Source organism: Croceitalea marina, from assembly GCF_042684265.1.
Classification (GTDB): Bacteria; Bacteroidota; Bacteroidia; order Flavobacteriales; family Flavobacteriaceae; genus Croceitalea; species Croceitalea marina.
In genome coordinates, this window is sequence record NZ_JBHULB010000005.1 from 188,416 (window position 1) to 209,767 (window position 21,352).

Consider the following 21,352-nt stretch of genomic DNA (forward strand, 5'->3'; position numbering starts at 1 on the left):
CCCAGAATCTGATTCATAAATGTGTTAATGTTGGTAGTGAAGAAAATTTAACGTCGCTATTGAACGACCACTTTTGGCGAATGCCTGTTTACCAGAACAGTAAACCAACACTCTTAATATAAGCGTATATCCAGATTTGTCAAGTGATTTAACAGGGTTTAACCCTTACACTTGTGTATTAACATAATACTATGTTAAAGCCAGTCTTTTTTCTTAAAGTAAATTAACAGACCAAGAAAGATAAGAATAAAAACGCCCCATAAATAGTAATATCCGTTTGCGGTATGCAGCTCGGGCATGTTGTCGAAATTCATTCCATAAATACCCGCAATAAAAGTTAGGGGAATAAAGATAGAAGCAATAACCGTCAACACTTTCATTACTTCGTTCATCTTATTGCTCATATTGGTCATGTACATTTCCATTAAACTGGTAGACATTTCTCGGTAGAGTACGATATCTTCATTAATTTCTAAACAATGGTCAAAGGTATCTTGCAAGAATAATTTGGTTTCTTTTGAAATCAATTCATGTTCTGTGTTCAATAAGCGGTTTACGAGTTCTTTTACTGGAAAAATCCACTTTCGTATGCGAAGTATTTCTTTTTTTAAGTACTGTATTTTTCGTGCTGATTCTTTTTGCGGATTATTATATACTTCATCTTCAAGAATTTCTAGTTTATTCTTGATGTCATCTAAAACAATGAAATAATTATCCACTATCGCATCTAAAAGGGCAAAAAATAGATAGTCTGCACCTCTACTACGAATTCTTCCGAACTTATTTTCAATACGTTTTATTACTTCCCCAAATACATCATCGTCAGTTTCTTGAAAGACCACAACCGTATCTTTAAACAAGGTAAGTGCTACATGTTCAATGACCAACTCGGCATTTTCATTGATATAAAGCATTTTAAAAACACTAAAAATATAATCTTCGTACTCATCTATTTTTGGACGTTGCAGGGTGTCGACCAAATCTTCAAGTAGCAGGTTGTTCAGGTTCAGCTTCGCACCAATTTGAGCTATGGTCGTCTCATCGGTCAGGCCTACAACATCGACAAAAGATGTTTGGTTATTTTTTAGCGCCGATTCAATTTCATCAATACTAATATTCTCTAAAACATAATCCTTCTCATCATAACTGATTTTACTAATGGTAGTTACCTGTTTTTTACGATTACCGATATAGGTAATTGCACCGGGTGCCTTACCTAATTTAGATTTTGAGCGGTTCGATTTTTTAAGTTTTACTACGGGTTTACTCTTTCGCATACGATGAACAACAATTATTCTTACCTTAGTTTAAAGATACATTTTAAAATCTTCAGTTTGCTAATGCCAAGGTTTAGAGGATTTTAAGATTATTAATCATCAATCAATCCAATAAATCATGACCGAAACCACAAACCAAATCCAGCCTGACAGAATTGCCATTATTGACGCCTTAAGAGGATTTGCCCTTGCAGGAATAGTAATTTGCCATGTTGTAGAGAACTACATTGGAGCGCAGCCTCCAGGGCCATTTAACGAAGTCGTTCACCAAGGCCTTGCCGATGATATCGTAGATGGTTTTATCGGAATTTTTTTAAGAGGAAAGTTTATTGCCTTATTCTCATTTTTATTCGGACTTAGTTTCTTTATTCAAATGGATAATGCCAATCAAAAAGGGAGCTATTTCGGTGGTCGATTTTTGTGGCGTTTATTGCTATTACTGGTAATTGGCTTTGTACACAGTCTTTTTTACAGAGGGGATATTTTAACCGTTTACGCCGTTCTTGGTATATTTCTGATTCCTTTTTACAAAGTCCCAAATAAATGGGTGTTGGGTATTTCTGCCATATTATTTTTTGGAGCAGCACGGTTTTTGATTTTTTATCTAACAGGAGGTGACGCACTTTTTAGCGAAATGGATATAAATCCTGATAATCCTAAAATCCTGAATTACTATGACACCTTAAAAAATGGCTCTCTATGGGAGGTTTTTGCTACTAATGCCACGGAAGGCCATATAGATAAAGCTGAATTTCAATATGGTCTTTTCGGAAGGGGTTATTTTACCTTTGCCTTTTTTCTGGTAGGCCTATTTGTTGGTCGTTCCGGGTTTTTTAAAAGAATTCACGAAGAAAAAAAGCTTACTAAAAATATTCTGATTTATGCTTCCATCACATTAGTCTTATCGTTAATTGCAATGAGCGCTGCTTTTATGAGCATGGGACAAAATTTCAATATGAAAAGTTGGAATGCCATGTTAGGGTTTACCGCTATGGATATCAGCAATGCTGCAATGACATTGATTTATATCGCCCTGTTTGTAATTATTTACCGAAAAACTAAAGGACAGAAATGGTTGAATAAGTTTGTCCCCTACGGTAAAACGGCACTTACCAATTATGTAGCCCAGAGCATTGTCTTTACATTTATGCTGTTTGGTTGGGGTTTAGGCCTAATAGGAGAATTAAGACAGCTGTATACCTTTTTACTTGCCTTAGTTTTTATAGCCCTGCAGATGTGGCTAAGTAAAATATGGCTAAGGTATTTTTACTATGGGCCTTTAGAATGGTTATGGCGAAGCTTAACCTTCTTCAAAATTATGCCACTCAAAAGAAAAGATTAGCTATTATAAATCGCTTATATAACTGCCATATAAATCTTTAAAACGTACACCATCGGAAAAGCGATACTTACTCAATTTTTTATGGGCCACTAGCCCCCACAACACGAGCTCCTTTATAAAATAAGTTTCGTTTTTATCTAAATCTGGGTGATATTCTTTTAGCAGGCTATCCAACGGTGCGATAGAATCTAACTTTTCATGGTAGACTTTATCATCATCCTCATCTAATAGTTCGAAACCTCCTTGGTCAAAAAACCAAGCTGCGATTCCATCATATGGTGTCTCTGCATCTTTACGTTCCAATTTATTTATTTTTGGGAATAAAGTCGGAAACATAGTTTTAATGGCTTCTTCGATTAAAGTTTCTGCTACAAAGCCGGCACCTTCTTGTTCACCCTCATAAACCAATTCTATCTTACCGGTAATTGCCGGAATAACACCCATAAAATCACTTAAACGAACGGTCGTCTTTTTCTCACCTGACAACAATATTCTACGTTCGGCCGTACTCAATAGGTTTTCGAATGCCGTTATACTCAGACGGGCACTTACCCCACTTTTGGCATCTACGTATTCGCTATCCCTTGCTTCAAAACTAATTTGTTCCAATAAATCCATGGCTAATTCTGGCACATGAACCAAATCGGACTGTCTAGCATCAAGTTTAGCCTCTTGCTTAGTGATTCTTTTTGCGATATCGATATCTTCAGGATAATGGGTCAATATCTGTGAACCAATTCTATCCTTCAAAGGCGTAACGATACTACCTCTATTGGTATAGTCCTCTGGGTTTGCCGTAAATATAAATTGCAGGTCTAAAGGCAGGCGTAGTTTAAAACCTCTAATTTGAATATCGCCTTCCTGTAAGATATTAAATAAAGAAACCTGTATTCTCGCCTGTAAATCAGGTAGCTCGTTAATGACAAAGATGCAGCGGTTGGCCCGCGGTATCATGCCAAAATGTATAACACGATCATCGGCATAGCTTAATTTTAAATTGGCAGCTTTTATGGGGTCTACATCACCGATTAAATCGGCAACTGTAACATCGGGCGTAGCCAGTTTCTCATAAAAACGTTCATCTCGATGTAACCATGAAATAGGGGTTTTATCCCCTTTTTCTTTTATCAGCTCAATGGCATATCTCGATAAAGGATTTGTGGGGTCATCATGAATTTCAGAACCTTCTACAATGGGAATATATTCATCTAAAAGGTTCACCATTAGTCTTGCAAGTCTTGTTTTTGCCTGACCACGCAACCCCAATAGATTGATGTTGTGACGCGAAAGTATAGCCCTTTCCAATTCAGGTATTACCGAGTTTTCGTAACCCCAAACCCCTTTAAAAACATTTTCTTTTTTCTTTATTTTTTCAATGAGATTGTCACGCAACTCATCTTTAATACTTTTTGATTCGTAACCTGATTTCTTTAGTTCGCCTAATGTCTTAATGTTTCCTGTTTTCAACGTCATATATTTTACACCCATAAAGTCCCCTAAAGGGGACAATAATTTGATTAAACTTTTCTCGATAGATTCCTGCTTGCGCAGGAATGAGAACTATACTATTTTATTCTTTTTCTTCTATTGTTTTCGTAATCTTCAAAAATCATCTCTCCCAAACCTTTTAGGCCAGTATAGAATGCTTTGCCCTTATTCGCTTGCGTAAATTCACGAATAAATTGCATGAGATACGGGTCTTCCGCAATCATAAAAGTGGTAATGGGAATATGTAATTTTCTGGCCTGAGAGGCCATTGCATAACATTTCTCTACAATATACTCATCAAGCCCAACGCTGTTCTTATAATACGTTCCATCAGGCATGCGAAGACAACTTGGCTTACCATCGGTAATCATAAAAATTTGTTTGTTGGTGTTACGTTTTCTTCTTAGCATATCCATCGCTAACTGCAGACCTGCGACAGTATTGGTATGATAAGGCCCTACTTTTAAGTAGGGTAAATCTTTTATCGGAATGGGCCATGCATCATTGCCAAAAACCAGTATATCCAAGGTGTCTTTAGGGTATCGGGTCGTAATTAATTCCGCCAAAGCCATGGCCACTTTTTTGGCCGGCGTTATCCGGTCTTCACCATATAAAATCATGCTGTGGCTGATGTCTATCATCAGCACCGTACTCATTTGGGCTTTGCACTGTGTATCTTCAACAACTAAATCTCCTTCATCGAGCATGAAATTTCCGATGCCATGATTTATTTGGGCATTCTTAAGACTTTCCGTCATTGAAATGCGGTCTAAACCGTCTCCATAGCGATACTCCCTAAACTCGCCAGTATGCTCATCTCCTCTCCCCGATTTCCCTGTTTTATGATTTCCTGACCCGCTGCGTTTTATCTTCCCGAAAATTTGGTCCAATGCCCGCTGGCGAATCATTCGTTCTAATTTTGCCGTTATTGATATTGTACCTTTCCCTGAGCCTTCATCTCCTTCTTCACCCTCTTGACCCATTTTTCCCCCTCCATCTTCGAATTCCTCACGTATATACCCTTTAGCTTTTAAGTCTTCAATAAAATCTTCAATGGTATACTCATCGGTAGTCAGGTCATATTCTTTATTCAATTCGCGCAACCAATCTATAGCCTCATCAAAATCTCCAGAAGTATGTGTGATGAGTTCTTGAAAAATCTCAAAAAGTTTTTCAAAAGGAGATAAGTTTGGAGCCTCGTAAGGTGTAAAACGAAAGCCTTTTCTCATTTTCATAGCCATCATATAAAATTAACACATTCTACATTCATGGCTTAGGCTTTAAAGAAAACTTAACGCTTCTGTTTATGTTTGTATGGTGGAAAAAGAACTATGCTTTGGGTTTTATAACACTTCGCCCCTTTGGATCAAAGAACAATTTGGTATTACACAGTTTGAATTTCCTGATATCACGATAAACAAACATTTAGCGCGGCCCATTCCAGAACGTTTACGCATAGGCCATAAAATGGAATATGTTTTTGAGCAATTACTATCCGAATCAAAAGGTTGGCAAATTCTAGCGAAGAACCTATTGGTCGATAGAAATAAAGAACGCTTGGGAGAACTGGATTTTATTGTACACAACAAGGTTGAACAGAAGAATTACCACATAGAACTGGCATATAAATTCTATATTATCAATCCTGAAATCACAGAGCCTATCCACCGTTTAATGGGCCCCAATAAAAAAGATATGTTCTTTACTAAGTTGGATAAGCTAAAAAACAAACAATTTCCATTACTTTTTTCAAAAGAACTAGCATCACAACTAAACGAACTACGGTTAATACCTGAAGAACTAAAACAGGAAGTTTGTTTTAAGGCCCAACTGTTCGCCCCCTATGAAAACAATACAACCTCAATACGTCCTTTAAACAAAGATTGTATTGTTGGGAATTGGATTCGTTTTGATGATTTCAATACCACAGCATTTAAGCAATACGAATATTACATAACCTATAAACAAGAATGGGTTGTCAAGCCTACTTTAGACAGACGATATACTTCGCATTATGAAACGCTATTGGAAATCAATTTGAGAATGCTTAAACAAAATGCGCCGATGCTCTGGCTAAAAAAGCCGGATGATTCCATTGAGAAATTATTTGTGGTTTGGTGGTGAGGAGTTATAAATTACTTTTTTGATTTTTAAAACAGTGTTTTCATATTCAAATAGGAATAAATTTTTTGTTCTAAATTCAACAACAGGGGTTTTATTTTTAGGTTGATAGCTTCCTACCACCTCACCTTGCATTATGACAATGTCATCATACTCCTCAAAGTCTACAATTTTATGTTGCATTTTCGATATGCCAAATTGGCGTTGTTTTTTTAAATAATCCCCTAACCTTGCCCTTCCTCGAATAGTCTCTTGTCCAGGTGCCATATGCACAATATTTTCTGAGTATACTTGAAGCTGCTCTTCAACTGAAATTTCATTATTATCCAATATGGCCATAATTTCTTTTATCCGGTTTTTCAACACTCCATTTACCTCTTTTGGCTTCCGAACAAAAGTACCCTGATAGAAAAGTCCTGTTGGCTCATTCTCAGAATTATATTGAACTGATTTCATGAAATACATATCTTTTGACATCCATTTATACTCATATATCCTGTAAGTATTTTGGGGCTCACCTTCAAAAGTTATTTTCAGGGTGACATCGCCATTTTTCGAAACACTACCCTCGCCAATGCCGGCTCTTACCGCACCGAAACTTGATAAGTGACTCACCTTTTTGGTTACAGGATTATAAGACCAAAAAATATGCCCGTTAGGTTCAGGGCCATCAATGATAGAAAGTATGCTGTTAGATGTATTGATTTGTGTTGAAATTGTATGATGATTAGGAATGGTAATAATTTCAGTTTTATCTCCCCAATTTTGAGTCCATTTATCGTTCTTTAAAGTCCATTCGCCAATAAATTTTTGAAACGGGTTTTTTGATGTGAGTACTTCTGTTTTTCCATGGGTCTCAAATTTGATTGAAGTCTTTTGCGCAAAACTTTTAGCAACAAAAAGTAAAAATATAAGTATTCTAATAGCTATCATTGTTTTATTCTTTTGGTGTAGCGGGCATACTATGATTAATCATTTGCCTGTAGATTTTAATGCTATCATCTTCCATTCTTTTATATAGGGTCAAACCCTTTCCTTCAATATACGAAGGCTTCCCTTCCCAAGTCCACCCAACATAGTATTCCCCGAACTTCAAGGCATAATCGCCCATATCAATAACCCTCACACTTTTGGTCATTAAAGAATCCATTGAAACATCTGGGTTATAATGTTGGTCAAAATATTCCCTAATTTTTCCTTTACCGATAAAAGGTGGGACATAATAAGTCATATAAACAGCATCTTCGGCATAGGTCTTCATTTGACGTTTTGAATCGCCAGATAATATAGCGTCATAGACAAATTTTCGAATTTCTTCGATGTCTCTTTCCCATTGGCTACTAGGTATTATTTCTTTTGAATCCGATACGGCAACCGAAATAAAATTCAAGTTTTCAGCCTCAAAATAGTTTGAAGCTCCCAAAATATGAGCTATTATTTTAGGCGCTTTGTCTTCACTGAAAAGCCAATATGTTGTGTATTTTCCTTTATAATGAAATTCTTCGTTTTTAGGAGTTTTGTAGGTGTGCTCAAATGTTCCTAATTCAACGAAATACATACCCAAATCAAGAATTTCAAAGGATTTCTTACTAAGTTTTGAAGTTACCGTCTTTTCAAAAAATTGACTATAATATGCTCGGATTTTTGATTTTCCAACCAAGGATTTATGGTATTCCGGAAGTAAGGTTGCCTCATCACAGAATAAGGAGAGAGTACTTTCCAAAGACTCTGATTTCAATGCCTCAACCAGCTTTTGGCTTAGAGTCTTTATTTGATGAATTTTATCATTTGAATTTTCAAAACTAAAAGCGGAATGAAAAAATATAGATAAAAAGAATAAAATAGTTGCTTTTTTCATAATTCTAATTTATAGGTTCTTCATAGGGTTGAATGATTTCATGAATGGTAGCCCAACCCGAAGGACTTTCATCATACTGTTGTAAAATCACCAAAGTTCTACCACGGAAAATGAATGGTTTATCACCGTTTTTAGGAATAAGTCTGAGTCCAAAAAGCATTTGTTTTATCACCAAATCTCCTTTCTGTAGAAATAGCTCTTCATCACGTTCACCTATAAACTCTAAATCAAAATTTGCCATGGTTTCCCTAAGTCCATCTAAAACAGCTTCACGGCCAATTCTAAGGTTGTTATATCCCAGTGCCTTTACAACATCTGGATGATGATACAGCTTTATAGTTTCTATATCCCCTTTTTTAAAGGCCTCTCGAACAGCTAGCCCATTAGTTTCAATTTGTTTTACCACTTCATCATTTGGTATTTTCTCTTGGGAATGGCAGAAGAAAAGACTCAAACCGAATAAAATAGTTTGGACGGTGGTAATCGTAGAATTTATTTTCATAATAACTGGTATTAGTTTGTATCAAAGAAAACAGAAGAAAAAACTCTTTTAAAATGATATTGCCAATGAACCACAAATTATTGACGAGAAGATATTGTCGGTCTACGAAAGGCCTATCTACAGTGATAAATTTAAAGATTGTATTTCATCATTTATTTCATACCTGTTGTCAATTCAAGTTGTTATGGAAATCATTTATGATGCTATTTTAAGTATTTTTAATTGTTTCGAAACGCACTATGACAAAGTCAATGGTATCATATATAGTCAAGTACAAATTGTACCATTTAATATTCTGGTTTTTATATCATTATTTCTGGTGGTCTTTAACTAGTGGTAGTATTATTGAAGCGGCCCAAAATATTCTATTTTCGAATTACTCGATAAAGTTTCTTTTTTATGTGTTAATGCAGGCCTTTGGAGTATATTTTAATCTCTATTATTTAATTCCAAAATTTTTACAGAAGGGGAACTATTGGATCTATATACCAGCCTTATTGCTTACCGTATTATTAACTTCTGCCGGTATCATTGGTGGGTATTTTGTAAATTCAGCTGCAGTCGGCATACCATTTGAAGAACTTTTTAAAATAGCTCCTACAGAATTTTTCCAACTTTTTAAAACCAACGCGCTACCTTCTACTCTAGCCAGTATGACTTTGGCCATGAGTATCAAATTAACCAAAAACTGGATTTCTTCAGAAAAGAGACGTAATGCTGCTGAAAAAGAAAATTTGACAACCGAATTGAAATTTTTACGATCTCAATATAATCCACACTTCTTGTTCAATACTATTAATTCCATCTTTGTTTTGATTCATAAAAATCAAGATATGGCATCCGAATCATTGGCCAAATTTTCTGAATTATTGCGTTATCAATTGTATCAATGCAATGAACCTGAAATCGATTTGACCCAAGAAGTGAATTACCTCAAAAATTATATTGAATTGGAAACCTTGCGATTAGATTTATCGCATCTTGATTTGCAGGTAACCATTGAAAGTTCTAATACAAATGGATATAGAATAGCACCATTCTTATTAATGCCATTCGTTGAAAACGCCTTTAAACACGTATCACATTCTACCGATTTACGAAATTGGATTAGCATTGAATTAAAGATTCAGGATAACAGATTAGTATTAAATGTTTCCAATAGTAAACCAGGGCTTAGTCTTTCTAATACGGCAGAATCTTCAGGAATTGGACTTGCAAATGTAAAACGTAGATTAGAGCTGTTGTACCCAAATCATCATAAACTTGAGGTTTTAAAATCTAATAAAGAGTTTGCTATTTCATTGGAAATAGCAATGAAACAAGCAACGCAAGAGCATATTAAAATAGCTTAATCGACATGATAAATTGTGTTGTAATCGATGATGAACCTTTAGCCCGTGAGGGTATTAAAGCCTACCTGCAAAAAGTAGATTTTTTGAACTTTATTGGTGAGGGAGCCAACCCTACAGAAATTCATAAGATATCGGAAAAACAAACTATAGATCTTATTTTCTTAGATATTCAAATGCCATTAATGACAGGGCTTGATTATCTAAAAAACACTGCTAATAGACCCATGGTAATTTTAACAACGGCCTATTCGAGCTATGCTTTAGAAAGCTTTGAGTTGGATGTGCTAGATTATTTAGTTAAGCCTATTACTTTTGCCAGATTCCACAAATCAGCCGTAAAAGCTAAAGACTATTTTCAACTTACCACCAAAGGAGATTCAACTTCACACAAGCAAATTGATAACACTTATTTCTTTATAAAATGCGATTATGTCTACGAAAAGATTAAAATAGAAGATTTGGAATATATTCAAGCACAGCAAAACTATGTTGTTTTTCACACTAGGGAACAAAAATATATGACATTGATGCCTTTGAAGCATATTTGGGATATGCTACCAACTTCAAGGTTCATACAAGTCCATAAATCCTTCGTGGTCGCCATTGATAAAATCATGACACTAGAAAAAACAAGAATCAAGCTTACTATGGCAACCATTCCTTTAAGTCGTAACTACAAAGAAAATGTTCATAAAGTAGTGCTTAAGAGGTCAGTATTTAAGAAATAATGATTTTAAATGTTACTATTCCATAGCTGTCGATTAACTTCTAGACTCCAAAACTTTGACAATATCACTAAATGTAAATCCTTTGGCTTGAAGTAAAATCAAATAATGAAACAACAAGTCAGCGCTTTCATTTAAAAACAACTCATCATTATTGTCCTTAGCTTCAATAACGGTTTCTACGGCTTCTTCGCCTACTTTTTGGGCTATTTTATTGATTCCTTTTCTAAAAAGAGAGGCTACGTAACTTTTTTCGTCATCCTTATTTGCTTTACGACTAGCAATGGTGTCCTCCAGTATTGACAAAAAACCAAAAGAGGCTATATTTTCCTCGCCCCAACACGTATCTGTTCCAGTATGACAAGTTGGGCCAGATGGATTCGCCATAATTAACAAGGTGTCATTATCACAATCATTTTTGATACTTACTAGTTTCAAAAAGTTTCCACTCTCCTCCCCTTTGGTCCATAAACGTTTTTTAGAACGACTATAAAAGGTCACTTTTTGGGTTTCTTGTGTTTTATCAAAAGCTTCTTGGTTCATATAGCCAAGCATTAAAACTTTTCTTGTTTGAGCGTCTTGTATTATTGCCGGCACCAACCCATCACTATTTTTTGTGAAATCTATTTTCATAATTTATTTCTTATGTCAGTCTGAGCGCAGTCGAAGACCATTTACGTTTCTAAACATTTCGACTGTGCTCAATGTGACACTCAGTTATATTCTTACAGGAATCCCTTCCTTTTCCAATTCGTTCTTTAAATCTAAAATTTCAATTTCCTTAAAATGAAAAACACTAGCTGCCAATGCAGCATCAGCCTTACCCTTTTTAAAAGTGTCCATAAAATGTTTTACTGTTCCAGCACCCCCAGAAGCTATTATTGGAATATTTAGTTCTGTAGACAACTTGGCTAAGGCTTCATTGGCAAAACCGTCTTTTGTACCATCATTATCCATAGAAGTGAACAAAATTTCCCCTGCGCCCCTTTGTGCCACTTCTTTAGCCCAATCAAATAGATTTAGCTCTGTGGGCACTTTACCACCTACTAAATGCACCTTCCATTCACCATCTATTTGTTTGGCATCGATAGCAACTACAATACACTGCGAACCAAATTTGGCCACGAGATCATTTATTAAGTTGGGATTTTTAACCGCCGAAGAATTTATAGACACTTTATCCGCACCATTTTTTAGTAATCTATCTACATCTTCTACCGAAGAAATTCCTCCGCCAACAGTAAAAGGAATATTTAGTTTCTCAGCTACCTTATATACCAATTCTGCCAAGGTTTTTCTTTTTTGCTCCGTTGCAGATATATCTAGGAACACCAGTTCATCTGCACCTTCTTCTGCATAGCGTTGTGCCAATTCTATTGGATCTCCAGCATCTCTTAGGTCAACGAAATTGACTCCTTTGACCGTTCTTCCGTCCTTAATATCCAAACATGGAATGATTCGTTTTGCAAGCACTAGTTATCGTTTTTTATTTTTAAATCAATTCCGTCATAAAAGCCCAAATCCTTATTTTTCAATTGCTTGGTCCAAAACGCGATTTGGCCGGTATGATATGAATAGTGCTCAACTGCGTGAAGTACAACCCCAATTCCTGAAAAATAAAAACCCTGTACCTTTCTTTTTCTGACCAATTGCGCAAGTGAAGCATCATTGATAATTCTCTTGGATTTTTCCGCAGTTTCGGTTAGCATTAGTTGTAGCTCCTTCTTATTAAAACCAGAAATGGTATCAAATTCAATATCTCGTTTTCGGGTATCTTCTGTCTCTCCTAAAGATGAGATGATATATTGGCTCATATTACCACACAAATGTAAAATTAGGTTACCAACACTATTCAGGTTTTCGTTTGGACGTTTCCAAATATCCTCCTCTGAAAGTTGTTCTAATGAAATTGTATTCATTCGAGTACTTTCATCTAAACGATATATGGCATTTTGAATAAACTCTTCTCTTATTATTTCTTCCATCAGTTATTTTCTAAGATATAAGTTTCCAATTGCTTTAGGCTAATTCTATTTTCATAAATCGCCTTTCCTATAATAGTACCTTCACAACCGATTTCTTCTAGTCTCGGTAGCTCCGAAAAAGTCGATATACCACCAGATGCAACTAGTTTTACGTTAGGGGTTTCTTTTAGAATCTTCTTATATAAGTCGAAAGAGGGACCTTCTAACATGCCATCTTTCGAAATATCGGTGCAAATCACATACTGTATTCCTTTTCTGAGATAGTAGTCAATAAAAGGCAGCAACTCTTCTTTAGACTCTTCTTGCCAACCGGAAATGGCCACTTTTTCGTCCAAGACATCTGCTCCTAAAATAATTCTATCAGAACCATATTGGGTTATCCATCCGGTAAATAATTCTTTATCTTTCACCGCAATACTACCGCCAGTGATTTGCCCTGCACCACTGTCAAAGGCAATACGCAAATCATCATCAGATTTTAAACCACCTCCGAAATCAATTTTTAGATTGGTCTTACTTGCAATTTGTTCTAGAACCTTATAGTTTACAATGTGTTTGGCCTTCGCCCCATCCAAATCAACTAAGTGTAAATACTGGATTCCATGGTCTTGAAATTCCTTTGCTACTTCTACAGGGTTTTCATTATAAACTTTTTTGGTGTTATAGTCCCCTTTCGATAGGCGAACACATTTACCTTCTATAATGTCAATGGCCGGTATAATTCTCATAACTTAAATATTCAAGAAATTCTGAAGAATTTTAGCCCCATATTCACCAGACTTTTCAGGGTGAAATTGGGTTCCATAAAAATTACTTTTTTGTAACGCGGCGCTATAATCAATCCCGTAATTACAAGTAGCTATTGTTTCTTTGGTAATTGGAGCATAGTAACTGTGTACCTGATAAATAAAATCATTGTCCAACTCTTCAAATAGTGCTGATTTGAGCTTCTCAACTTTATTCCATCCAATTTGTGGAACTTTCAAACTAGAGTTAAACTTTATTACATCTACATCAAAAATTCCTAACCCTTTAGTAGTGCCTTCTTCAGATGAATTACACATCAATTGCATACCCAGGCAAATACCTAAAACCGGTTGCTCTAAATTTGGAATCAATTTATTTAACCCACTTTCATTCAGCTTTTTCATGGCACTACTTGCTTCTCCAACTCCTGGAAAAATAACTTTATCAGCTTCCTTAATAAGCGTTGAATTATTCGTCAAAACAGCATCAACACCAAGTCGTTGAAAGGCAAATTTGATACTTTGAATGTTGCCAGCACCGTAATCTATAATTACTAAATTCATAAAACCCCTTTTGTCGATGGTAAAACCATTTTATCAACATCCCTTTTTACGGCGACCTTTATCGCCTTTGCAAAGGCCTTGAATATTGCCTCTATTTTATGGTGTTCATTGGTACCTTCAGCTTTTATATTCAGATTTGCCTTAGCACCATCAGTAAATGATTTAAAAAAATGAAAGAACATCTCCGTTGGCATATCACCTACTTTTTCACGTTTAAACTCTGCATCCCAAACAAGCCAGTTTCTACCTCCAAAGTCTATAGCCACTTGAGCTAAGCAGTCGTCCATAGGCAAACAAAAACCATATCTTTCAATACCCAGTTTATCACCCAAAGCATCATGAAAAACTTCACCCAGAGCTATTGCCGTATCTTCTATGGTATGATGCTCATCAACCTCTAAATCACCGTCTACATGAATTTTTAAATCCATTTGGCCGTGTCTTGCCAATTGATCTAACATATGATCAAAAAATGCCAGTCCAGTTTTAATAGTTCCTTCTCCTGTTCCATCTAAATTGAGTTCAATCTTGATATCAGTTTCTTTCGTTTTTCTGTGGATTTTTCTGATACGAGTTGAAAGTTTTAAAAAATCATAAATCTTGCCCCAATCATTGGTTTCCAGAGCGATATAGTCAGAAAGGTCAGTCTCAGAAATACTTAATTCGTCAGTTCCTAAATGTGCTTTATCGTTAATAAAGATACCTTTTGCACCTAAATTTTTGGCAAGCTCCATATCTGTTAACCGATCCCCAATAACAAAAGAATTTGCCATATCATAATCGGCTGTCAGATAATGCGATAGTAATCCTATTTTTGGCTTTCTAGTATCTGCATTCTCATGAGGAAAAGTCTTATCGATAAGTACTTCATTAAAAACCACTCCCTCATTTTCAAAAGACTTTATAATGAAATTGTGAACTGGCCAAAAAGTGTTTTCAGGAAATGAAGCCGTACCCAAGCCATCTTGATTGGTAACCATTACCAATTCATAATCCATCTCTCTGGCGATTTTGCCTAAATAACCAAAGACTTTAGGGTAAAACTCTAGTTTTTCAAAACTATCCAATTGATAATCAATTGGCGGTTCTAAAGCCAAGGTTCCATCTCTATCTATAAATAATACTTTTTTACTCATAAATCCAGTTCTTTAAGTGCTGCCAATAGCTTTTTATTCTCTTCTCTCGTCCCTATGGTAAAACGCAAGGTGTTTTCACACATTGGCTGTGAACTTCTGTTTCTAACTACAATACCTTTATCTAACAATTGACCGTAGCGCATTTTGGCATCGTCAACTCTTACTAAAACAAAATTAGCATCACTCTTAAATACCTTTTGAACAAGGTTGAATTCTTTTAAAGTCTCTTTAAACTTGTTCCTCTCATTCAAAATTGCGCTTATCTGATTTGATACTTTTTTTTCATTGATAATCCCGATTAAAGCACGCTCTTGCGTTAATTCGTTAACATTGTACGGAGGTTTTATTTTCTTAAGTATTGTTATGATTTCTTCAGAAGCAAAGCACATGCCCAATCGTATACCCGCCATACCATAGGCCTTTGAAAGTGTTTGGGTAACTACTAAGTTTGGAAACTCATTTAATCTGCAAATCCAAGATTCAGTATTGGCAAAATCTATATATGCCTCATCAATGACAACCAAGCCTTGAAATTCATTAAGAATAGTTTCTATTTTTTCAGATTGAATAAGATTACCAGTAGGATTGTTCGGCGAGCATAAAAATAACAATTTGGTATGCGCATCAACTTTAGATAAAATGGCTTTCACATCAGGTTGAAAATCTTCATTAAGCAAAACTTCACAATTCTCAATCACATTTATATCTGACAATACTTTATACATGCCATATGTTGGCGGCAATGTAATTATGTTGTCTTTACTTGGCTCGCAAAAAGCCCTGAACAACAAATCCAAAATTTCATCACTTCCATTGCCTAGTACTATTTGCGATTCTTTTATGCCCTTTTGATTGGCCAATACCGCTTTAAGACTTCTTTGATGCGGGTCGGGATACCGATTAACACCGTTAGCATTAGGATTCTCATTGGCATCTAAAAAAATCATATCCGCACCCAAGGCAACGAACTCATCGCGTGCAGAAGAGTAAGGCTTTAAACCTCTGATATTTTCTCTAATTAATCTTTCTAATTTAAAACCCATCTTAATCTTTTAAGCTTTCCAATCTTAAGGTCACTGCATTTTTATGCGCTTGTAGCCCTTCTGCTTCTGCCATTAGTTCAATAGTCTTACCTAAATTCCGAATTCCCTGTTTGGTTATCTTTTGAAAGGTCATGCTCTTTAAAAAACTATCCAAATTAACTCCACTATACTGCTTTGCGTAGCCATTGGTCGGTAAGGTGTGATTAGTTCCCGAAGCGTAATCTCCAGCACTTTCAGGGGTGTAATTACCAATAAATACAGAACCGGCGTTCATTGTGTTCTTAATATAGAAGTCTTCATTTTCCACACAAACGATATAATGTTCTGGACCATATGCATTAATAAGTTGCAAAGCTGTTTCATCGTCTTCGACATAAATCAATTTGCTATTTTCTATCGCTTTTTCAGCGATATCTCTCCGTGGAAGTGCTTTCAATTGTTTGATAACTTCATCCTCTACATTTGTAATCATTTCCTTTGAAGTAGAAACCAAGATCACTTGACTATCCACCCCATGTTCTGCTTGACTCAATAAATCAGATGCAACAAAAGCTGCATTGGCAGAATCATCTGCAACCACTAATAATTCACTAGGCCCAGCAGGCATATCTATAGCGACTCCGTATCTGGTAGCCCATTGTTTGGCAACGGTCACATATTGATTGCCAGGTCCGAATATTTTATACACTTGAGGAATACTTTCTGTACCAAAAGTCATCGCTGCAATAGCCTGAATACCACCGACCTTGAAAACTTTATCTACACCACATAATTTGGCAGTATATAAAATGGCAGGATTTAGATTGCCGTTATTATCTGGAGGACTACACAGAACTATTTCTTTACATCCCGCAATTTTAGCAGGAATAGCGAGCATCAATATTGTAGAAAATAAAGGTGCTGTGCCACCTGGAATGTATAAACCAACCTTTTCTATTGGTCGTTTTTCTTGCCAACAGGTCACGCCCGGCATAGTATCCAATTGTATTCTCTCTGACACCTGCGCTTTATGAAACGCTTCAATATTTGATTTGGCCAAATTTATGGCATCTTTGAGTTCTTTAGCGAGTTGGTCTTCGGCATTACTGAACTCCATAGCAGCGACCAACATGTCTTTCAACTTTATGCCATCGAATTTTTGAGTGTATCTTTCGACAGCCGTATCGCCATTTTCATTTATCTCATTAAAAATACTGCCAACAATACCCTCAATATCCTCAAAAGATTGTGTTGGCCTTTTTAAAAGTGTTGACCACTCTTTTCTATTTGGATCGTAAATCGTATTCATTACAACACCATTTTTTCGATTGGACAAACCAAGATACCCTCTGCACCTGCCGCTTTTAACTCGTCTATGACTTCCCAAAAAGTATCTTTATCAATTACTGTATGTACTGAGCTCCAACCTTCTTCGGCAAGCGGCAAAACCGTTGGGCTACGCATACCGGGTAATAACGCCAAGATTTCATCAAGTTTGGGATTAGGCGCATTAAGTAATACATATTTCGATTGTCTTGCCCGTAAAACGGACTGTAATCGGAAACGTAATTTATTAAGAAGTAACTCTCGTTCTTCGCTTATTTTAGGCGATACCGCAAGAACAGCCTCGCTTTTTAGCATTACTTCTACTTCCTTCAAATTATTCTTGAAAAGTGTACTTCCACTAGAAACTATATCACAAATGCCATCGGCCAAACCAATATTTGGAGCAATTTCGACAGAACCATTGATAATATGCAAGTCAGCATTCACTCCCTTATCCTTAAGATATTTTTTAACTGTATTTGGGTATGAAGTGGCTATTCGCTTTCCTTCAAAATCCTTGACCGAATTATAGGCCACCGTTTTAGGTATTGCCAAAGAGACTTTGCATTTCGAAAAATTTAAACGTTCAGAAATTGTAATACCTTCTCCCTTTTCAATTAAAACGTTTTCTCCAATAATAGCTATGTCTACTACCCCATCCCTCAAATATTGAGGTATATCACCATTTCTTAGATAAAATACTTCTAATGGGAAATTACGGGCCGTTGCCTTTAATTGATCTTTACCGTTATCAATGGAAATGCCGGCTTCCTTTAAAATTTTAAGGGAATCCTCATTAAGCCTTCCACTTTTTTGAATAGCAATTCTAATCTTAGTCATTTCTAAATTTTAATATCCGAACAACCAAAAAGGTCAAAAAATAAAACCCGTTTGATTGCTCAAACGGGTTTTTACTATTTTGAAATACACAAAATATCGTTACCTCGCCTGAGCGTGTATTACGATATGATGATGTACATTGCTTGTCTTCATTATGCGGTAAAATTAAAACTTAATTTTAAGACAAAAAAGCAAATTTTAGTTATTTCCTAAAATTAGCGGTAAACCAGAATCTCCAGACCCTACAATGACCACTTTTGCATTTGGTGATTTTGAAAGTTCTAAAGTAGCATCTATACCTTTGTCTTGAAGAATTTTATCGGTTAATGAAGCACTTAAGATACGGTTAGCATCAGCTTTACCTTGGGCCTCAATCGTAACTTTTTCTGCCTCTTTTTTTGCGGTCACCAAGCGGAACTCATATTCTAAAGATTCTTGTTCTTGCCTTAATTTACGTTCAATAGCCTCTTTTATTGTATTCGGTAAGGTCACATCTCTAACTAAAACCTCATTCAGCTGAACATTTTGCTTATCTAAAATTTTCTTTGTTTCGGCAAAAATCTCATCTTGTATGGCATCTCGCTTACTTGAATACAATTGTTCTGGAGTGTAACGCCCCACAACGCTTCGTGCAGCACTTCGTATCGCAGGCTTAATTACTCGATCCAAATAATTTTCTCCTAAATTTTGATGTAAAAACCCTAACTCCTTATCAACCGGTTGATACCAGGCTGAGGCATCAATTTGAATTTCTAATCCGTTTGAAGAAAGCACCTTCATTTTCTCAAATAACTCTTGTTGTCTTACTTCGTAAACATACACCTTGTTCCAAGGTGCTACAATGTGAAATCCTTCTCCTAAAGGTGGTTTGTCAGTAACTACACCACCGCCAAAAGTTTTGTATAGTACTCCAGCTTCACCAGAGCCTATGGTGACCGCCGATTTAGAAATTAGAATAATTAATAAAATAATAATGAAAACCGCGGGTAAGGCAATTTTTGGTAATCTATCCATGTGTTCTTGTTTTTATAATAATCCGTTATACTTTCTTATCATCCATTCCGCTGCTAAGGCTAGTACCATTAGTGCCAACAAATAGCGAAAATCGATTAAAGATACTACATTTCGATTGCTTTTTTGAACAGGTTTAAATCTATTGTCTTTAGTTAAATCTTCTATGAGCGAACCAATTTGATCAGGGAAATACAATCGACCACCAGTTCGTTCAGCAAAGCGATCAAGTTTTTGATAATCAGCGGCTAAAAATTGATCTTCTAGATTAAAATCAAGAATTGTAAACTGTCCGGATTTTGATAAATTTTCTTCGGCGACGGAAACAGAGAATTGATAATTACCCGATGTTAGACCATCTAAACTTACATCATACTTATTTCCATTGAGCAACATTGGAAACTCCCTAGAAAAACCGGAATCTTTTTGGGTCAGTTTCAAATTGAGACTGGCGTTAGGGTCAAAAGTATAGGAGTTATCAAAATAAGAGCCAGATATCTTTGCATTGGTACTACCATCATACAGGTTTTCATAGCTGATAGACAATCTGCTTTTTTGTTTTACATCGGACAAGTAAAATATTAACTTGCCCATAAAATCGTCAAAGGTTTTAAAACTCCTATCATTTCTATAGGTCTGCACACGCCATTTCCAAATATTCTCTCCGAAAAGAACTGCTTCCCTAGCCTGATCTTCGCTGGTCACTAATAATAATGGGGAATTCAAATCAACTCCCTTAATACGTTGATTGGCTATGGCTTCGTAAGGCTTTGTAATAATTAAGTCCCCCAATTCACTGTCTAAAGGTGGATACGTGTCAAATGCCAATTCAGAAATATCATAAATGGAGAATGCGGCATTTTTTACAGGACGTATTTCTTCTTTTTGATTATAACTATCTTTTGAAAAACTAGTTTGAATTTTGTTTAAAAAATTCCAATCGGTTTTACTACCTGTAATGGTAAATAAACCCGCCCCACGCTTTTCAATAAAATCATATACGGGCTTAAAACTTGAATTTGGTTGATATAGTACAAACACATCATTATTCTCAAGTATATTGATACTGCTATTGGGTTTTATAACCTTTACTTCGCGTTGTTCATTGGCTTCAATAGCTTTTTTTAATGCCCCGATATCTGGATGTGAAATAGAACTTACCAAGGCAATGTTGGTTTTCTCATCGATAACTTCCAATGCAATTTCTTTGCTATTATTGATGGTGTTTTTTTCATTTTCCAATGCATCTATACGTATACTTAAATTTTTCACACCAACACTGTTGGCCTCTAATACGGTCTCTATTCTAGCACTAGTCTTGTTCTTATTAAAATTAATTGGCTGTTTAAAAACTAGTTTTCCATTTAGATAAATTTTAGCATTAGAACTTACCGAACGACTGCCTGAATATGAAATACTTGTTTCAATTGGGAATTTATTTCTAAGGAAAGCGTATTTATTGGCATTCACACGATCAACCTTCAAATCTTCGTAAGCGGTTGTATCACCTACGACAATAGGAAAAACATGAATTCTCTCATCCAATTTAAGAAACTCATAGTCTAAACCTAAAGTCTGATTACCATCTGTCAATAACACTAGAGCACTGCTAGCGTCTCCATAAATCTCATTTAAACTGTTTAAAGTTTCTGAAATGTTAGTTGTTTTATCTTCAAAAGTCAAAGAGTCGCCTTCAATGATCCGATTTCCTAATAAGTAAGAACTACTATTGAAATTGTTCAACGGAGCTTCATTGGCCTTTAATTGGGTAATACTATTAGATATAAGCTCAGTGCCTTCAAGAGTTTTTATTGAAGAAGAGTTATCTGCAACAACTATTAGGTTTGCTTTTTCAATGCTATACTCCTCTTTTATGAATTTAGGATTAATTAGCAATAGAAAACCAGAGAATAAAACCACAAAACGCAAAAAGCCAAGTACAATTTGAAGTTTTCCCTTTTTGCCCCGGTAGAAATATTGAAATAATACCAGACATAACGAGACTATCGCGGCAAGTAAAATCAATAATACCGTAACAGTCTTCATTATTCAATATT

21 protein-coding genes are annotated in these 21,352 nt (G+C 35.7%); 4 read left to right on the forward strand and 17 right to left on the reverse strand.

Going from position 1 to position 21,352, the window contains the following annotated elements; translation table 11 throughout:
- Positions 1-194: 194 nt before the first annotated feature.
- On the reverse strand, positions 195-1,277 hold the full coding sequence (gene corA / locus ACFSQJ_RS01825) for a magnesium/cobalt transporter CorA (protein WP_377765075.1): 1,083 nt from the start codon (positions 1,275-1,277) through the stop codon (positions 195-197).
- Positions 1,278-1,395: 118 nt separating this feature from the next.
- Between corA and ACFSQJ_RS01830 the strand changes: the two genes are divergently transcribed.
- Positions 1,396-2,619 carry a DUF418 domain-containing protein gene (locus tag ACFSQJ_RS01830; RefSeq protein ID WP_377765076.1) on the forward strand — a complete coding sequence of 408 codons (1,224 nt, stop codon included), beginning with the start codon at positions 1,396-1,398 and terminating at the stop codon, positions 2,617-2,619.
- Positions 2,620-2,622: 3 nt separating this feature from the next.
- Here the strand turns inward: ACFSQJ_RS01830 and ACFSQJ_RS01835 are convergent, their stop codons facing one another.
- Both ACFSQJ_RS01835 and ACFSQJ_RS01840 read right to left on the reverse strand, forming a co-directional pair.
- On the reverse strand, positions 2,623-4,092 hold the full coding sequence (locus ACFSQJ_RS01835) for a magnesium chelatase (protein ID WP_377765077.1): 1,470 nt from the start codon (positions 4,090-4,092) through the stop codon (positions 2,623-2,625).
- A 92-nt stretch (positions 4,093-4,184) separates the two neighbouring features.
- A complete protein-coding gene (locus ACFSQJ_RS01840; protein WP_377765162.1) occupies positions 4,185-5,348 on the reverse strand; it encodes a vWA domain-containing protein in 1,164 nt (387 codons plus the stop codon).
- 73 nt (positions 5,349-5,421) lie between these two features.
- On the opposite strand from ACFSQJ_RS01840, the gene ACFSQJ_RS01845 reads away from it, so the two are divergent.
- Positions 5,422-6,231 carry a DUF1853 family protein gene (locus tag ACFSQJ_RS01845; protein WP_377765078.1) on the forward strand — a complete coding sequence of 270 codons (810 nt, stop codon included), beginning with the start codon at positions 5,422-5,424 and terminating at the stop codon, positions 6,229-6,231.
- Here the strand turns inward: ACFSQJ_RS01845 and ACFSQJ_RS01850 are convergent.
- From ACFSQJ_RS01850 to ACFSQJ_RS01860, 3 genes are read right to left on the reverse strand one after another with little or no spacing between them, the layout of a single operon-like run.
- Positions 6,211-7,161, reverse strand: a complete 951-nt coding sequence (locus ACFSQJ_RS01850) for a hypothetical protein (protein WP_377765079.1) — start codon at positions 7,159-7,161, stop codon at positions 6,211-6,213. The two genes, ACFSQJ_RS01845 and ACFSQJ_RS01850, sit on opposite strands and share 21 nt — an antisense overlap.
- Before the next feature lie 4 nt (positions 7,162-7,165).
- On the reverse strand, positions 7,166-8,086 hold the full coding sequence (locus ACFSQJ_RS01855; RefSeq protein ID WP_377765081.1) for a YybH family protein: 921 nt from the start codon (positions 8,084-8,086) through the stop codon (positions 7,166-7,168).
- Positions 8,087-8,090: 4 nt separating this feature from the next.
- A complete protein-coding gene (locus tag ACFSQJ_RS01860; protein ID WP_377765082.1) occupies positions 8,091-8,588 on the reverse strand; it encodes a hypothetical protein in 498 nt (165 codons plus the stop codon).
- A 251-nt stretch (positions 8,589-8,839) separates the two neighbouring features.
- Here ACFSQJ_RS01860 and ACFSQJ_RS01865 point away from each other — a divergent pair, with 251 nt between their 5' ends.
- A complete protein-coding gene (locus ACFSQJ_RS01865; protein ID WP_377765084.1) occupies positions 8,840-9,940 on the forward strand; it encodes a sensor histidine kinase in 1,101 nt (366 codons plus the stop codon).
- Positions 9,941-9,945: 5 nt separating this feature from the next.
- Entirely contained in the window at positions 9,946-10,668 is a 723-nt protein-coding gene (locus tag ACFSQJ_RS01870) for a LytR/AlgR family response regulator transcription factor (protein WP_377765085.1), read from the forward strand.
- Positions 10,669-10,701: 33 nt separating this feature from the next.
- Here ACFSQJ_RS01870 and hisIE read toward each other — a convergent pair whose 3' ends face one another.
- The 11 genes from hisIE to ACFSQJ_RS01925 form a co-directional block, all read right to left on the reverse strand.
- Positions 10,702-11,298: a bifunctional phosphoribosyl-AMP cyclohydrolase/phosphoribosyl-ATP diphosphatase HisIE gene (gene hisIE / locus ACFSQJ_RS01875; RefSeq protein WP_377765086.1), complete on the reverse strand. Its 597-nt coding sequence runs from the start codon at positions 11,296-11,298 to the stop codon at positions 10,702-10,704.
- Between the two features lie 84 nt (positions 11,299-11,382).
- Positions 11,383-12,138, reverse strand: coding sequence for an imidazole glycerol phosphate synthase subunit HisF (hisF, locus tag ACFSQJ_RS01880; RefSeq protein ID WP_377765087.1), 756 nt, complete (start codon positions 12,136-12,138; stop codon positions 11,383-11,385).
- A complete protein-coding gene (locus ACFSQJ_RS01885; protein ID WP_377765089.1) occupies positions 12,138-12,650 on the reverse strand; it encodes a DinB family protein in 513 nt (170 codons plus the stop codon). The genes hisF and ACFSQJ_RS01885 overlap by 1 nt, the downstream gene beginning before the upstream one ends.
- Positions 12,650-13,378, reverse strand: coding sequence for a 1-(5-phosphoribosyl)-5-[(5-phosphoribosylamino)methylideneamino]imidazole-4-carboxamide isomerase (hisA, locus tag ACFSQJ_RS01890; protein WP_377765091.1), 729 nt, complete (start codon positions 13,376-13,378; stop codon positions 12,650-12,652). The genes ACFSQJ_RS01885 and hisA overlap by 1 nt, the downstream gene beginning before the upstream one ends.
- A 3-nt stretch (positions 13,379-13,381) precedes the next feature.
- Positions 13,382-13,960 (reverse strand): imidazole glycerol phosphate synthase subunit HisH, encoded by a 579-nt coding sequence (gene hisH / locus ACFSQJ_RS01895; RefSeq protein WP_377765092.1) that lies wholly within the window; start codon positions 13,958-13,960, stop codon positions 13,382-13,384.
- Positions 13,957-15,096 (reverse strand): bifunctional histidinol-phosphatase/imidazoleglycerol-phosphate dehydratase HisB, encoded by a 1,140-nt coding sequence (gene hisB, locus ACFSQJ_RS01900; protein WP_377765093.1) that lies wholly within the window; start codon positions 15,094-15,096, stop codon positions 13,957-13,959. Before hisB ends, hisH begins: the two co-directional genes overlap by 4 nt.
- Complete coding sequence (hisC, locus tag ACFSQJ_RS01905; protein WP_377765094.1) at positions 15,093-16,139, reverse strand: histidinol-phosphate transaminase; 1,047 nt, start codon at positions 16,137-16,139, stop codon at positions 15,093-15,095. The genes hisB and hisC overlap by 4 nt, the downstream gene beginning before the upstream one ends.
- 1 nt (position 16,140) lies before the next feature.
- Entirely contained in the window at positions 16,141-17,427 is a 1,287-nt protein-coding gene (gene hisD, locus ACFSQJ_RS01910; protein ID WP_377765096.1) for a histidinol dehydrogenase, read from the reverse strand.
- A complete protein-coding gene (gene hisG, locus ACFSQJ_RS01915; RefSeq protein ID WP_377765097.1) occupies positions 17,427-18,284 on the reverse strand; it encodes an ATP phosphoribosyltransferase in 858 nt (285 codons plus the stop codon). Before hisG ends, hisD begins: the two co-directional genes overlap by 1 nt.
- Before the next feature lie 198 nt (positions 18,285-18,482).
- Complete coding sequence (locus tag ACFSQJ_RS01920; RefSeq protein WP_377765098.1) at positions 18,483-19,298, reverse strand: prohibitin family protein; 816 nt, start codon at positions 19,296-19,298, stop codon at positions 18,483-18,485.
- A gap of 12 nt (positions 19,299-19,310) precedes the next feature.
- Positions 19,311-21,341 carry a VWA domain-containing protein gene (locus tag ACFSQJ_RS01925; protein WP_377765099.1) on the reverse strand — a complete coding sequence of 677 codons (2,031 nt, stop codon included), beginning with the start codon at positions 21,339-21,341 and terminating at the stop codon, positions 19,311-19,313.
- Between the last annotated feature and the right edge of the window lie 11 nt (positions 21,342-21,352).

What these genes read in the sequence shown, in the direction of transcription:
- corA (WP_377765075.1), bottom strand. Translation starts at nt 1,277, where the DNA reads ATGCGAAAGAGTAAACCCGTAGTAAAACTTAAAAAATCGAACCGCTCA.
- ACFSQJ_RS01830 (WP_377765076.1), top strand. Translation starts at nt 1,396, where the DNA reads ATGACCGAAACCACAAACCAAATCCAGCCTGACAGAATTGCCATTATT.
- ACFSQJ_RS01835 (WP_377765077.1), bottom strand. Translation starts at nt 4,092, where the DNA reads ATGACGTTGAAAACAGGAAACATTAAGACATTAGGCGAACTAAAGAAA.
- ACFSQJ_RS01840 (WP_377765162.1), bottom strand. Translation starts at nt 5,348, where the DNA reads ATGGCTATGAAAATGAGAAAAGGCTTTCGTTTTACACCTTACGAGGCT.
- ACFSQJ_RS01845 (WP_377765078.1), top strand. Translation starts at nt 5,422, where the DNA reads ATGGTGGAAAAAGAACTATGCTTTGGGTTTTATAACACTTCGCCCCTT.
- ACFSQJ_RS01850 (WP_377765079.1), bottom strand. Translation starts at nt 7,161, where the DNA reads ATGATAGCTATTAGAATACTTATATTTTTACTTTTTGTTGCTAAAAGT.
- ACFSQJ_RS01855 (WP_377765081.1), bottom strand. Translation starts at nt 8,086, where the DNA reads ATGAAAAAAGCAACTATTTTATTCTTTTTATCTATATTTTTTCATTCC.
- ACFSQJ_RS01860 (WP_377765082.1), bottom strand. Translation starts at nt 8,588, where the DNA reads ATGAAAATAAATTCTACGATTACCACCGTCCAAACTATTTTATTCGGT.
- ACFSQJ_RS01865 (WP_377765084.1), top strand. Translation starts at nt 8,840, where the DNA reads ATGGTATCATATATAGTCAAGTACAAATTGTACCATTTAATATTCTGG.
- ACFSQJ_RS01870 (WP_377765085.1), top strand. Translation starts at nt 9,946, where the DNA reads ATGATAAATTGTGTTGTAATCGATGATGAACCTTTAGCCCGTGAGGGT.
- hisIE (WP_377765086.1), bottom strand. Translation starts at nt 11,298, where the DNA reads ATGAAAATAGATTTCACAAAAAATAGTGATGGGTTGGTGCCGGCAATA.
- ACFSQJ_RS01885 (WP_377765089.1), bottom strand. Translation starts at nt 12,650, where the DNA reads ATGGAAGAAATAATAAGAGAAGAGTTTATTCAAAATGCCATATATCGT.
- hisA (WP_377765091.1), bottom strand. Translation starts at nt 13,378, where the DNA reads ATGAGAATTATACCGGCCATTGACATTATAGAAGGTAAATGTGTTCGC.
- hisH (WP_377765092.1), bottom strand. Translation starts at nt 13,960, where the DNA reads ATGAATTTAGTAATTATAGATTACGGTGCTGGCAACATTCAAAGTATC.
- hisB (WP_377765093.1), bottom strand. Translation starts at nt 15,096, where the DNA reads ATGAGTAAAAAAGTATTATTTATAGATAGAGATGGAACCTTGGCTTTA.
- hisC (WP_377765094.1), bottom strand. Translation starts at nt 16,139, where the DNA reads ATGGGTTTTAAATTAGAAAGATTAATTAGAGAAAATATCAGAGGTTTA.
- hisD (WP_377765096.1), bottom strand. Translation starts at nt 17,427, where the DNA reads ATGAATACGATTTACGATCCAAATAGAAAAGAGTGGTCAACACTTTTA.
- hisG (WP_377765097.1), bottom strand. Translation starts at nt 18,284, where the DNA reads ATGACTAAGATTAGAATTGCTATTCAAAAAAGTGGAAGGCTTAATGAG.
- ACFSQJ_RS01920 (WP_377765098.1), bottom strand. Translation starts at nt 19,298, where the DNA reads ATGGATAGATTACCAAAAATTGCCTTACCCGCGGTTTTCATTATTATT.
- ACFSQJ_RS01925 (WP_377765099.1), bottom strand. Translation starts at nt 21,341, where the DNA reads ATGAAGACTGTTACGGTATTATTGATTTTACTTGCCGCGATAGTCTCG.